General features: G+C 46.1%; 13 protein-coding genes. 6 read left to right on the top strand and 7 right to left on the bottom strand.

Going from position 1 to position 13,091, the window contains the following annotated elements; all coding sequences use genetic code 11:
- Positions 1 to 166: 166 nt before the first annotated feature.
- A complete protein-coding gene (locus AC805_RS21650) occupies positions 167 to 694 on the bottom strand; it encodes a hypothetical protein (RefSeq protein ID WP_055077328.1) in 528 nt (175 codons plus the stop codon).
- Between the two features lie 496 nt (positions 695 to 1,190).
- Between AC805_RS21650 and hisH the strand changes: the two genes are divergently transcribed.
- The 3 genes from hisH to surE all read left to right on the top strand — a co-directional run bounded on the left by hisH (position 1,191) and on the right by surE (position 3,494).
- On the top strand, positions 1,191 to 1,814 hold the full coding sequence (hisH, locus tag AC805_RS21645) for an imidazole glycerol phosphate synthase subunit HisH (RefSeq protein ID WP_055077327.1): 624 nt from the start codon (positions 1,191 to 1,193) through the stop codon (positions 1,812 to 1,814).
- A 26-nt stretch (positions 1,815 to 1,840) separates the two neighbouring features.
- A complete protein-coding gene (locus tag AC805_RS21640; protein ID WP_009629694.1) occupies positions 1,841 to 2,368 on the top strand; it encodes a DUF2808 domain-containing protein in 528 nt (175 codons plus the stop codon).
- A gap of 340 nt (positions 2,369 to 2,708) precedes the next feature.
- A complete protein-coding gene (gene surE, locus AC805_RS21635; protein ID WP_055077326.1) occupies positions 2,709 to 3,494 on the top strand; it encodes a 5'/3'-nucleotidase SurE in 786 nt (261 codons plus the stop codon).
- A gap of 126 nt (positions 3,495 to 3,620) precedes the next feature.
- Here the strand turns inward: surE and AC805_RS21630 are convergent, their stop codons facing one another.
- Together AC805_RS21630 and AC805_RS21625 are read right to left on the bottom strand one after the other, a co-directional pair.
- The gene (locus AC805_RS21630; RefSeq protein WP_055077325.1) at positions 3,621 to 5,138 is read right to left on the bottom strand and encodes a UbiD family decarboxylase; all 1,518 of its coding nucleotides are present in this window, start codon (positions 5,136 to 5,138) and stop codon (positions 3,621 to 3,623) included.
- A 182-nt stretch (positions 5,139 to 5,320) separates the two neighbouring features.
- Complete coding sequence (locus AC805_RS21625; RefSeq protein WP_055077324.1) at positions 5,321 to 5,641, bottom strand: tetratricopeptide repeat protein; 321 nt, start codon at positions 5,639 to 5,641, stop codon at positions 5,321 to 5,323.
- Between the two features lie 69 nt (positions 5,642 to 5,710).
- Between AC805_RS21625 and AC805_RS21620 the strand changes: the two genes are divergently transcribed.
- Positions 5,711 to 7,129: an IctB family putative bicarbonate transporter gene (locus AC805_RS21620; RefSeq protein ID WP_055077323.1), complete on the top strand. Its 1,419-nt coding sequence runs from the start codon at positions 5,711 to 5,713 to the stop codon at positions 7,127 to 7,129.
- Positions 7,130 to 7,187: 58 nt separating this feature from the next.
- On the opposite strand, the gene aroA is transcribed toward AC805_RS21620, so the two are convergent.
- Positions 7,188 to 8,525, bottom strand: coding sequence for a 3-phosphoshikimate 1-carboxyvinyltransferase (aroA, locus tag AC805_RS21615; protein WP_055077322.1), 1,338 nt, complete (start codon positions 8,523 to 8,525; stop codon positions 7,188 to 7,190).
- A 92-nt stretch (positions 8,526 to 8,617) separates the two neighbouring features.
- On the opposite strand from aroA, the gene AC805_RS21610 reads away from it, so the two are divergent.
- Entirely contained in the window at positions 8,618 to 9,250 is a 633-nt protein-coding gene (locus AC805_RS21610) for a YIP1 family protein (RefSeq protein ID WP_055077321.1), read from the top strand.
- A gap of 68 nt (positions 9,251 to 9,318) precedes the next feature.
- Here AC805_RS21610 and AC805_RS21605 read toward each other — a convergent pair whose 3' ends face one another.
- Both AC805_RS21605 and ilvN read right to left on the bottom strand, forming a co-directional pair.
- Entirely contained in the window at positions 9,319 to 10,458 is a 1,140-nt protein-coding gene (locus AC805_RS21605) for a glycosyltransferase family 1 protein (protein WP_055077320.1), read from the bottom strand.
- Positions 10,459 to 10,847: 389 nt separating this feature from the next.
- On the bottom strand, positions 10,848 to 11,387 hold the full coding sequence (ilvN, locus tag AC805_RS21600; protein ID WP_055077319.1) for an acetolactate synthase small subunit: 540 nt from the start codon (positions 11,385 to 11,387) through the stop codon (positions 10,848 to 10,850).
- 165 nt (positions 11,388 to 11,552) lie between these two features.
- Here ilvN and rsmH point away from each other — a divergent pair, with 165 nt between their 5' ends.
- Positions 11,553 to 12,419 carry a 16S rRNA (cytosine(1402)-N(4))-methyltransferase RsmH gene (rsmH, locus tag AC805_RS21595; protein WP_055077318.1) on the top strand — a complete coding sequence of 289 codons (867 nt, stop codon included), beginning with the start codon at positions 11,553 to 11,555 and terminating at the stop codon, positions 12,417 to 12,419.
- Between the two features lie 14 nt (positions 12,420 to 12,433).
- On the opposite strand, the gene AC805_RS21590 is transcribed toward rsmH, so the two are convergent.
- The gene (locus tag AC805_RS21590; RefSeq protein ID WP_055077317.1) at positions 12,434 to 13,012 is read right to left on the bottom strand and encodes a Uma2 family endonuclease; all 579 of its coding nucleotides are present in this window, start codon (positions 13,010 to 13,012) and stop codon (positions 12,434 to 12,436) included.
- Between the last annotated feature and the right edge of the window lie 79 nt (positions 13,013 to 13,091).

Raw genomic sequence — 13,091 nt, 5'->3', positions numbered from 1 at the left:
TATAGATAATTCAAATAAAAACTACAGCTTCGACTTCGCTCAGCTAGCTTACACCGAGGGCTGAGCGAAGTCGAAGCCCGTCTACAAGTTATTTAAAACAACTATAATACCAAAGCTCAAGATGGCTTAGCCATCTTGAGCTTTGGTATTATGGGCTTCGGGCGATCTACTTGTTGAAACTTTGCTGCAATGTGTCAGGGGTATTTACCCGAAAAGGCTCGGCTCCTAAGGATGTGGGATCGATGCGCCAGCGCTCCTCAATGGTGCTGTACTCAGCCATCTTTTGAGCGCGGCGATTATACAGCATGACATTAAAGTTTTGCTTTTGAGCCTCAGTGCCAAGTTTGAATAAAAATGTAAAGCGCTGCAAATAGTCCGATGCAATCCATCTAGTTGTATTTACGGTAATAATTGCCTGTTTTGTCGATTGGTCAATTACGATATTTTCGACCCAACCCTCCTGTAAACGTTGAGATTTCCACCAAAGACTTGGCTCAACTGGTGTTTGGGGAATCGTAATATTTTCCTCAGCGATCGCTGCAAGAGCACTAAAAGACAAAGGGGCGATCGCCCCAATCCCTAAAACCAATAAAGCGCCATTAAAAACACGATACAGACTTTGATTCAGACCTTGATTCAGACCTTGATTCAGACTTTGCTTCAAAATGCGATTCATAACTAATTTGTCATTCATCCGAAACCTCTTAGCGTATATTTCAGGATTTATCGCTATATTCCCTTAAGTCAGAACATCAAACCCAATAGAGAGTTGCGGCGCGAAGCGCCGCAACTCTCTATTGGGTTTGATGTTCTGACTTAACATTACTGACTATAGCTATACTACATTTTGCTGAGGTGACAGACCGATAGTTTTTGATAAAAGTTGCATTTCATCGAGCTTTCATGAAAATCTATCGGGGTGCTTGCAAAGCTTTGTACTGCCAAACATTATAATTGCTTAATAATTGCTTAAAAAGAATTCTTAGAACAGCACAAACATAAATATCTCTGCAAGCTTACAGCTTTTATCTCTATAAGTTAAGTAATTGGGCTTAATTAAGTATAAAACCCTAAAACCTGCGGCGCACGCTGCGTGTGCGCCGCAGGTTTTAAATCTGGATTTTAATTCCCAGCTACTTAACTAAATGCCAGACTAAGTAAATGCCAGACTAATAAACAGGAGTAATATCATGCCAGTTGTGGCAGTGATCGACTATGACATGGGTAATCTGCACTCAGCCTGCAAAGGTTTAGAGATGGCAGGTGCAACCCCAATTGTCACCAACGATCCCCAGAAATTAGCCGCTGCCGATGGGATTGTCTTACCAGGAGTAGGATCGTTCGATCCCGCCATGCAAAAGTTGCGGGCGACCCGATTAGAGCAACCCATTCATGAGGCGATCGCTTCAGGGAAACCATTTTTAGGAATCTGCTTGGGAATGCAAATCCTTTTCGAGAGTAGTGAAGAAGGCGAAGAAGCAGGCTTAGGAATTATCAAAGGTCAAGTCAAGCGGTTTACCCATGAGCCTAGCTTAACGATCCCCCACATGGGTTGGAATCAGCTAGCATTAACCCAAGCCCATTGTCCGCTTTGGCAAAACCTTGGCACTAACCCTTGGATGTATTTTGTCCATTCCTATTACACTGACCCCATTGACCGATCGGTTACAGCCGCAACAACTACCCACGGCAGCCAAACCGTAACCGTAGCGATCGCCAAAGAAAATGTCATGGCTGTGCAATTTCATCCAGAGAAATCATCCAATGACGGGATACATTTGCTGTCCAATTTCGTCAGAATGATCAGCGCGTAGCATAATAGTAGAGTCTTGTGAGATTTATGAAGATCCAAATGATCAAAAAACTGGGTATTGTTTCTTGTCTTGCTGTAGCTTGTGCAGTTGTTTCACCCTCTGTAGTTCGCGCCCAATCTAATGCAGGATTTATTCTATTTGGCGGAATCAAAGATAGTGCACTTGACTATTGTCTCGACAGTGGTACCAGTGGTCGAAGCGATCGCTACTACTTAGAAGTGAAACCACAAAAATTTAAGGTCTCCGAAGTGATCGTTACCTACCCAGAGCATTTCACAGGTAGCTTTGATACGTCTGATATCAAGTTGCGGGTAACCGATCAATGTCGTGGCGGTAAAGATTTGGAAATCGAATCGGCAACTTGGGATAAAGAAACTCGTCGCATCACAATTATTCCCAAGGAAGCGATTCCCTCAAAAACAGCACTACGCGTCGTGATGTCTAACGTCAGAAATCCCGATTACGGCGGTTTTTATCAGTTTGATGGCAGAGTTATGCGTGCGGATGTTCCCGTGCCTGTTTACATTGGTTCTTGGGTCATTACGCTCGACTAATACCAAAACACAAAATGGCTACGCCATTTTGTGTTTTTAAAACCCTTACTGGGTTTGGTTCTCAATTCCCAAAATTGTAGCCACACTTTTGGAAATTGGTATAAAAGCGATCGAAGTATCAACAATAAAGGAGGGTGCTTTGCACCCTCCTTTATTGTTGATTAACGTGAATTCGGGATAATTGGAAACGGGATTTGAGAAAGGGTTTGCTACGCTAACCCTTTCTCAAAGACCAAAAGTAAAAGGCTGTGCGGCTTGTCTTGCAGGCGATACAGGCTTTGGTTTTATTCTTTAGCTATACTGATGTACTTAGTTGCTCGGACATTTTGAAAATTCAAATATGCATATTTTGATTAGTAATGATGATGGTATTTATGCTCCGGGGGTAAGGGCGCTAGCAGAGGCTCTCAGCAAAACCGAGCATCAAATTACTGTAGTATGTCCCGATCGCGAGCGATCGGCTACGGGTCATGCCCTGACCTTACAAGAACCCCTCAGGGTCGATCGCATTACTGACATTTACCCTCCAAGTATTGAGGCTTGGGCTTGTTCGGGTACTCCTTCGGACACCGTCAAGTTGGCTTTAGATGCCCTATTAGGCGATCGTCCCGATCTGGTGCTATCGGGCATTAATCGCGGCGCAAATCTGGGAACCGATGTTTTATACTCTGGCACCGTATCGGCGGCGATGGAGGGAGTACTGGAGGGAGTGCCAAGCATTGCCTTTAGCCTCGCGGGGTTTACGCATTTAGATTTTAGTGCGGCAGCGAACTTTGCTAAAAAAATGGTGCAGGCGATCGCCGATTATGCCCTAGAAGAACCAATTTTATTGAATGTCAATATTCCTGCTATTGATGAAGAAGATATCTGCGGTGTTGTTGTTACGAGATTGGGAATTCGGCGCTATCGCGATCAGTTTGAGAAACGTATCGATCCGCGCGGCAAAATTTATTATTGGCTATCGGGAGTGGTCATCGAAGAAGAAGCGGAAGCCGATACCGATATCCAAGCAATTAGGGATAACTACATTACGATTACGCCGCTCAAGTACGATCTCACCTTCGCTGCGGCGATCCCTTTTATAAATACATGGACAGAAAAGTTAACTAATTTGCCCAGTAGATAAATTATAGTGGTAGCCAGTTATATCAGCCCAAACCCCAAATAGAGTTGCCGCACGGAGTGCGGCAACTCTATTTGTTGGCTATAGAATCTGTGTCAATCGCGCAGCGATTGACACAGATTCTAGTTTCTATTTAATGTCGTAACCAAACAAATTGGGATCGGCTCCATCCAGTTGCAGATCTGCCAATCCGTACTCAGCCCATCGGCGCGTTACGCGATCGGCAACCTCAGGATCGCTCTCTAAAGGATCGCCCCAATCGCGATCGGTTTCAGGATAGATTTTGGTTGTCGCATCAATTCCCATTCGTCCACCTAAACCTTCCTTCTCACAGGCAAAATCGAGGGAGTCAAAGGGATTATCTGGCAAAATAAATACATCGCGGGTTGGATCGACCTTAGAGCTAAGCGCCCAAACTACTAACCTCGGATCGCGAATATTGATCGTATGGTCAACTACGATCACAAACTTAGTGTAGGTAAACTGAGGCAAAGCACTCCAAAAGGCTAAGGCGGCGCGTCTAGCCTGTCCAGGATATGCTTTTTTGATGGAAATAATGGCTGCCTTATAGGACAAGGCTTCCATTGGCAAAAAGAAGTCGGTGATTTCTGAAACTTGCTGGCGGAGGATGGGAGTATAGATACGATTAAGTGCGATCGCCATCATCGCTTCTTCTTTAGGAGGTAAGCCGCTAAAGGTGGTGAGATAGATGGGATCTTTGCGATGGGTCATGCAATGGAATCTGATTAAAGGAGCCTGCTCGTTAATCCCACCGTAATAGCCCATGTGATCGCCAAAAGGTCCATCGGTTCCCACTTCATGGGGTGTAATCGTTCCTTCTAAAACATATTCAGCACAGGCAGGTACTTCTAAATCTAGGGTTTTACATTTGGTAAGCTGTACGCCTTCATTACCATAGAGTCCCGCAAAAATCCATTCTGACAAATCTACGGGAATTGGCGTTGCGGCCGCCATGATTAAAACGGGATCAACCCCGATCGCGATCGCAATTTCGAGTTTCTTCCCAGCCTCTGTTGCTTTGCGCAAATGTCTCGCCCCACCCCTCACGGAGAGCCATTGTACCGTCATCGTGTTTTTGGACTGCTGCTGCAAGCGATAGACACCCACATTAGGAATGCCATTTTCCACATCTTTGGTGATGACTAGGGCGAGAGTTACAGCGCGACCACCATCCTTAGGATAGGGCTTCAGGATCGGAATCTGATCGAGATCTACTGCATCTCCCTGTAAAACTACTTCCTGACAAGGAGCATTTCCAAATAGAAGCTTTTGCGGACGAGATTTAACTACATCAAAGAGAATCTTCCCAAATTCGATCGCCTGTGAGATTTTTTTTGGCGGTTTGGGACTTTGTAACTTACCTAACTTCGTACCGAGTACTTCTAATTCTGACTGCTCCTTCATACCCATCGCCCAGCAGACACGCTCGACTGTTCCTAGCAAATTTACTGCCACTGGTGTTTGATAACCCTTAACGTTCTCAAATAGCAGTGCTGGACCTCCCGATTGCAGAAGGCGATTGCTAATCTCAGCAATTTCTAACTGGGAATCAACTTCGGCTTTGACACGATGGAGTTGTTTGCGCTCTTCGAGCAGTTTGAGAAACGATCGCAGGTCACGGGTCATAGGGCTATGGGGAGTGGGCAATGGGTCAATACCCTATTGTAACTAAATGTTACGTTTATTACCCGTTAATCACCTAACTAATTCAAGGCTGCAATTGTAACGAGCCCACCTTCAACCGCCTTAATCTGAAGTTGAAAACCATACAACAAACCCATCCCCACTAATGGATATGAATATGCTGCTTACAATCCCAGACTTTTGGCATACGCACAATCAGCATTTGCGCCTTCGGTATCGCCGAGTTTTGCCTTTGCCATGCCGCGATTAAAGTAGGCTGGTGCGGCATTTGGCTCTAGTTCGATTACTTTGGAATAGTCCTCGATCGCACCCCTATAATCCTTAATTTCTGAGCGATCGTAGGCGCGATTGTAGTAGGCTTCGGCATAGGTCGGATCGATCGCAATTGCCTCGGTATAATCGGCGATCGCCCCCTCAAAATCATCATGTTCGGCGCGTTCCATCCCGCGATCGTTATAAGCTTCAGCAGAATTTAGTTTTTCCATTTTTCTTTTTCCTTTACCCTCAAGGTGTCAAAATAACTTTACCCTAAGTTCAAATATGCCGATTGCTTTATGAATTCCAAGCTCAAACTACCCATGCCTAAGTTTTTGCAAACCCTGCAATCATGGTGGCTTAGCAGCCAAGCTAAGTTTTTTCAACTAATTAGCCCACTGCAAGCGTGGCGCGAAGGTAGTCGCTTGTTGAGTGCTAAATTTCTGGGTGGCTTATTAGTGGTAATGCTGGCGACCTTGCCATTTTTAGAAAATGCTCAAACGGGGGTAATCGGTGCAGCCGTAGCGATCGCATGGTTATTACTATGGCTTAGCGATCGCCGAGACGAGCAGGATCGATCGGTACCAATTTGGACTGCCATCCATACGCCTTTGATTGCTTATTGGGCGATCGCCTTAGTTGCTACTTTGCTATCACCCGTGCGGGTTGCGGCTGCCGATGGCATGGTGAAACTCACGCTATATATGCTTGCCTTTGTGTCGATGAGTCGCTTGATGCGCTTGGGATGGCGATCGATTTTCATTGGAACCTATTTGGGTTCGGCGTTAGTTGCGAGTGCCTATGGGGTGCAGCAATGGTATCTGGGGGCACCTGAACTGGCGACATGGACGGATCCTACTTCTGAGACGGCAGGCGTTACCCGCGTTTATAGTTTTCTGGGAAATCCCAATTTGTTTGCGGGTTATCTAATGGCCGCCTTACCATTGGGAGCGATCGCGGCAATCCATTGGCGCAATTGGGGCATGAAGACCCTAGGAATATTGACGGCTATTCTGGGAGCCTTTTGCATTACGCAAACCCAAAGTCGTGGAGGACTGATGGGAATTGCCGCCGAAAGTTTTACCTTGGTATTACTTTTGGTTTATTGGTGGGGCAAACGCTTGCCGAGTTGGACTTTTCCTTCGGTATTAGGTGGAACCGCAGGAGCGATCGCCTTGGGGACAATTCTCGTCCCCACATTACGTAAGCGGGTAGGTAGTATTTTTGGAACCGATGATAGTAGTAATGCCTTTCGGGTTAATGTTTGGCAATCGGTTCTTAATATGATTAAGGCGAAACCAATTTTAGGAATTGGTCCTGGTAATAAAGCTTTTAATCAAATCTATCCGCTCTATCAGCGATCTGGTTATAGTGCCTTGGGTACTTATTCTGTACCATTGGAGATCACCGTAGAAACAGGCATAGTCGGCATAATTTGTTATAGCTGGCTAGTTTTTACAATTTTTCGTCAAGGGTGGTTGGGTTTAAATCGATTGAGAAGCGATCGCGATTCGAGTGGTTTATGGATTATTGCCGCGATCGCGACTTTAGTGGGAATGCTCGTTCATGGTTTAGTTGACACCGTCTGGTATCGCCCACAGGTTCAATTACTTTGGTGGTTGGCGATCGCGATTATCAGCAGCTTTTATATCGCTCCCATATCCACTGAGGAAGAAGAAAATAACTTGAAGTCAGAGTCTCCTCTTGAGTTAACTTGATGAAAAAGGAAAGAGGCGCAACGCGCCTCTTTCCTTTTATTTGGTTTATTTGGGTTTTTTATTTGGAATATAAACTCTGTAGAGTTGGAATAAAGGAAGGATAGGAAATGGCGGCGGATTCGGCGCGGTTGATCGAAGTTTTGCCTTTGGCGACTAGGGCGGCGATCGCTAAACTCATCGCAATACGATGGTCATCATAACTCTCTACTTCTGTACCCGTGAGTACTTTTCCGCCAACGATCTCCATGCCGTCAGGACGTTCCGTGACATTTGCCCCTAACTTAGTCATTTCCTTGACCATCGCCACAATGCGATCGCTTTCCTTGACGCGCAGTTCTTCGGCATCCTCGATGACGGTCGTTCCTTCCGCACAGGCGGCGGCGATCGCTAATACGGGAATCTCATCGATCAATCGAGGAATTACCGCACCACCAATCCGACAGGCCTTGAGAGATGACGATCGCACGCGTAGATCGGCAACAGGTTCGCCCGTAACTTCCCGTTGATTTTCGTAGGTAATATTGGCTCCCATTTCGGCAAGGACTTCCAAAACTCCCGTACGGGTAGGATTGATGCCTACGTTCTCAATTAATAGATCGGAATTTGGAACGATGGAAGCGGCTACTAACCAAAAAGCCGCCGAACTGATATCTCCAGGTACAGTTATCTCTTGCCCTACTAACTTTGCGCCCCCCTTGACGGAAACAGTATTAGTTTCTATGTCAACGGTAACTTTTGCGCCAAAGGCAGCTAACATCCTTTCACTATGATCGCGCGATCGCTCTGGTTCGGTAACGATCGTCTCGCCATCAACCATAAGACCTGCAAGCATGATGCAAGACTTGACCTGAGCCGATGCTACGGGAGACTGATAGTGGATTGCTTTGAGATTTTGCCCTGAGACTGCCAAGGGTGCGCGCGCTCCATTCTCTCTGCCCCAGATATTTGCGCCCATTTGGCGTAGCGGATTGACCACGCGAGACATCGGGCGCGATCGCAAGGAACTATCGCCCGTCACCGTAAAAAAGCGATCGGGATGACTTGCCAAAATCCCCAACATCAAACGTAAGGTCGTCCCCGAATTCCCAGCATTTAAAACATCTAGCGGCTCTTTTAAATTCCCCAGTCCGATCCCCGCGATCGTTACTAATTCTGAATTAAGGGGCGAGATCGCTGCTCCCATCGCATTAAAGCAAGCCGCCGTACTGCGAGGATCTTCACCGAGCAACAAACCTCGAATAGTGGTTACCCCTTCCGCCAGAGAGCCGAGCATCAAAGCCCGATGCGAAATTGACTTGTCTCCAGGGATGGTGATTTGTCCGCGCAAGCCCTGCGGCAATTGGCTTGCGTCAATATTGAGGAGGTGATGGGTTTGAGTAGTATCGAGGTCAATCATGTTAGAGTCAGTTAGCAATTAATATTACATTAAGACAAAATCACGGCAAATTTAGACTTAATCAACGCCATCAACGTCATCACCAGCTTTTTATGAATTCCCCTGAGCCAAATTCTGCTGATTTATCTGCTGATACAAATGCTGAACGAAACCCGATCGCTACGGCAAGCATCGCAGAAATGGAAAGATCGCCCCGACAAAATCTCGGTTCGTTTCTCGATCGCCTTTATGGGACTTTGTTTTTACCACAGGTAACTTTTGAAGAACTCAAGGCAAATCCTACCTTCGAGCAAGCCTTGATTGTAATTGCTTTGGTTAATTCGCTGGAAACTCTTCGCCTTGAGCGGTTTACGATTTTCAAAATGTTTGGCTCGATGGTTAGTGCGGCGATCGGCTGGTTGTTTTTTACATTTTTACTTCAGCAGTTGGCTAGTGTTTTTCAAAAGAAGGTCGAGATGAAAGTCTTACTGACCCTGACAGGCTTTGCCAGCTTGCCTTGGCTGTTTATGGCTCCCGCGCTCAGCTTGCCGATCCAGTCGCGAACGAACGCAGCGATTGCGGTCATCATCTGGTTTATCATCTGGCAAGTTTGGAGTGCCTCAGTTGTCTTAGAAATTAAGATCTGGAAAACCCTAACGATATTTCCTTTAGCGATCGCTGGTGGTGTGGTGGCTTTAATTTGGCTTGGCAATGCCTTTAAGTTGATATTTAGTATCTCGTTTTAAATATATAGCTGCCGCCAACTGTATATAAGGATGGGCGGTGCAAAGCGCCGCCCATCCTTTTCTCTTTTTTATCGGGTGAGGGCAAATTTGCAAGTCTCGATGGTTTGTTCGTAATAACTTTGTAATTGTCGAGTGGCTGCATCCCAACCCCATTTTTCGGCTTCTAGTCGCGCCTCAATGCACATATAGTCATTGCGATTTTCATGGCGATTTTGCAGTAGATTTTTGGTGGCTAAAACTAAACCATTGTTATCGTTGGGATCGAATAAATAGCCATTAAGCCCATTGGTGACAATATCGGGAATGCCTCCTGAATTAGCTGCCACTACTGGACAGCCTGCCGCCATGGCTTCAAGAAGGACTAGTCCGAGGGTTTCCGTCCGAGATGGGAATAAAAAGGCATCACTAGAAGCAAAAGCAGAAGCGAGATCGTCGCCGCGCAGATAGCCCACAAAATTAGTATTGGTATCGGCAAAAATTTTCTCTAACTCTTGGCGATAGGGACCATTGCCAACTAACGCAAGACGGCTATTTGGAATTGCTTGCAGCACGGGCAAAATTTGCTGGATTTCCTTTTCGGCGGACAGCCTACCGACGTAGAGAAATAGGATGTCTTCGGGATGTCCTTCGGTCAAGCGCGATCGCATTTCTGCACTTTTAAAGCGCGGATGAAACTGGACGGTATCGACCCCCCGCTGCCAGAGATCGAGACGTTCGACCCCATGCGATCGCAATTCATCGATCATCACTGTCGAGGTACAAAGGTTTAGAGCAGCTTGATTATGGGTGTTTTTCACCAATTCCCACATCACCCCTTCCAGAAAACCTAAACCATAATGCTGTAAATATTGCGGTAAATGGGTGTGATAGGAAGCCATGAGAGGGTAATTCATCGTTTTGGCATAATATAAACCCGCCATGCCCAAAATGGCAGGATTTACAATATGCACGATATCTGGCTTGAATTGCTCCAACGCGTGACCGATGGAAGGTCGTGGCAAAGCAAGTTTTAATTCTGGATAGAGGGGAAAATCAAAGGCTGATACGCCATAGATCTCTGCCCCACAATATTCCTTCAGCCCCCCATCGGGCGAGAACACCAGTACTTGATTACCGAGCTTGACCAGATACTCAACGGTATATTTGAGGCGGGTAACGATGCCATCAATTTTTGGCAAAAAAGTCTCGGTAAATATGGCGATACGCATAGTGTGACTGTACGGAATCGTTGTCTGAGGGCTGACAGCATCATACTATAGCGGTAAGCCCCATCTAAATAAAAAGCGTCCTATGGTGGTTTTTTATTTACAGTACTTTGCATTTTGTCATACAGCGCTTTGCGCTTAAACCCAAACAAGGAAATTTTTGAAAGCGTTGCTATGCAACGCTTTCAAAAATTTCCTTGTGGTTCGTTAAACCTGTGGCATAGCCTGCGCCACGGGTTTCCAATCTAGAATTTATGCCCGACTATTTAGGCTCAATACGAGTGGATGCAGCCCATAAATTGCCCCACTCGTTAATCATCTCAACTCAAACACCAAAAGATGAGTGGCAGTGCAAAGCACTGCCACTCATCTTTTGGGTTTTCCTACGCAATTTAGAGGTTAGATAAAGCGCCACGCGCCCCATCACGGGAAATTTTTAGATATTCCGTATTAACGCCCGATTCGCGGGTGAGAGAGACCTTGCCCGTACGAGCAATTTCGCGAATGCCAAACTTATTTAACATCTTTAAGATGGCAACCATCTTTCCAGGATCTCCCACCACTTCGACTGTCAAGAAATCATCAGCCACATCAACAATACGGGCGCGGAAAATTTGCGCTATTTCAATGATTTCCGATCGCACATTTGGCGCAGCATTTACCTTGACAAGCATTAGCTCGCGCTCTACGCAAGGGATATTAGTAAAGTCGAGAATGGTAATCACGTTGATCAGTTTATGCAACTGCTTGGTGATTTGCTCAATCGTGTGATCGTCGCCAGAGACAACCATCGTAATGCGCGTAAATCCATCTTGCTCGGCAGTTCCCACCGCAAGGCTCTCAATATTAAAACCTCGGCGGGCGAACAAGCTAGCAATGCGGGTCAGCACGCCTGCCTCATCTTGGACGACAACGGAGAGAGTATGTTTCATGGTGACAAAGTCGGAAAATAAACAGCACAGTAGACTATATTAATGACTTTGGTTACCTTATTGCGATTATCAAGATACATATTGGTAGCGATTAAGGTGCTTTGCTCCCAAAACTAAAGGGGGTTTTGCGTCCTCCTTTAGTCAATTTATTCCCCCATCACCAATATGACTGCTCAGTTTCATCACGTTCCCGTCCTTGCCGAACCCACGATCGCAGGTTTAGCCATTACCTCAGGCGGTGTATATCTCGACTGCACTGTGGGCGGCGGCGGGCATAGCTCGTTGATTTTGCAAGCGGCAGAAAATGTTCGCCTAGTTGGAATCGATCGCGACGAAATGGCGATCGCGGCGGCTAGTGAAAAATTACAAGATTATCAAAACCAAGTCTCGTTCTGGCGCGGTAACTTTTGTGAATATCAGCCCGCCGCAGATTTGCAATTTGATGGCATCCTTGCCGATTTGGGCGTAAGTTCGACCCAGTTTGATGTGGCGGAGCGGGGATTTAGCTTTCGGGAATCAGGCGATCTCGATATGCGGATGGATAATCGCCAAACTCTTACTGCTGCTGAAATTGTGAATCACTATCAAGAAGTGGAACTTGCGGATATCTTTTTTAAATTGGGAGAAGAGAGATTGTCCCGCAGGATTGCCCGTCAAATCGTCGAGAAGCGTCCCTTTAAAACGACCTTAGAACTGGCTAATGCAATTTCTGCTTGCGTTCCTTCCAGTTATCGTCATGGCAGAATTCATCCTGCTACCCGCACCTTTCAGGCTTTGAGAATCGCTGTCAATCGCGAATTAGAGAGCCTTGAGAAATGGCTTGCCATTGCGCCGAATTGGCTGAAAGTGGGGGGCAAAATTGTGGTGATTACTTTCCATAGTCTCGAAGATCGCATTGTTAAGCATCGGTTTCGTGAGGACGATCGCTTACAAGTGCTTACCAAAAAAGTAATTATTGCCACTGATGAGGAAAATCGGGCAAATCCAAGAGCACGATCGGCGAAGTTACGGATTGCTCAAAGGGTTGAGTAAAGGGTTGAGTAAATTTATGAGACTTTCAACCAATCAAAGATATCCCTAGCGGTAATTTGCCAAGTTTCTAAACTTGTCAAGACTGGTAATGATTGCTGGGGTTCAGTTTCAGCGAAATAAATCTGGGTCGAGCCATTTTGAAAGACGACGATTGATTTGGTGGCAGGATCGAGGAGCCAGCCGAGTTCACTCCCTTCTTTTAGGCAAAAAAGAATTTTTTCGATGACTAACATAGAGGATTGTTCGGGAGAGAGGATTTCGATGATCCAATTGGGGGGATGGTTGAATAGGTTGCTAATTTCGCCATCAGGATCGCGGGGGAGATTTTGCCAACTGATTACAGCAATATCGGGAACAATGGAGCGTCCTGCAAAGGTGCAGCGAAGTTCGGTAAGTGCGATGGCAATTTGAGGTTCTTCAGCGATTAGATCGATCGCTCTGGAGAGACGGGTTTGCAGACGGCTATGTTTTCCTTTGGGCATGGGCTTTTGGGTGATGGTTCCGTGGGCATATTCACTGGCGGGCTTGGTTTCGGGAAGGGCGAGAAATGCTTCAAGGGAAATAGTTTGGTCTTTTGCAATAGTGGCAATCATAGTGATGACTCTAATGAATAGTGACTTTTGCGAGTATAGTTGTTTTAAATAACTTGTAGACGGGCTTCGACTTCGCTCA

Source organism: Pseudanabaena sp. 'Roaring Creek', assembly GCF_001402795.1.
In the GTDB taxonomy this organism is placed as follows: domain Bacteria; phylum Cyanobacteriota; class Cyanobacteriia; order Pseudanabaenales; family Pseudanabaenaceae; genus Pseudanabaena.
Note: the sequence above shows the minus strand (reverse complement) of the source record. Positions and strands in the feature narration are given on the sequence as shown.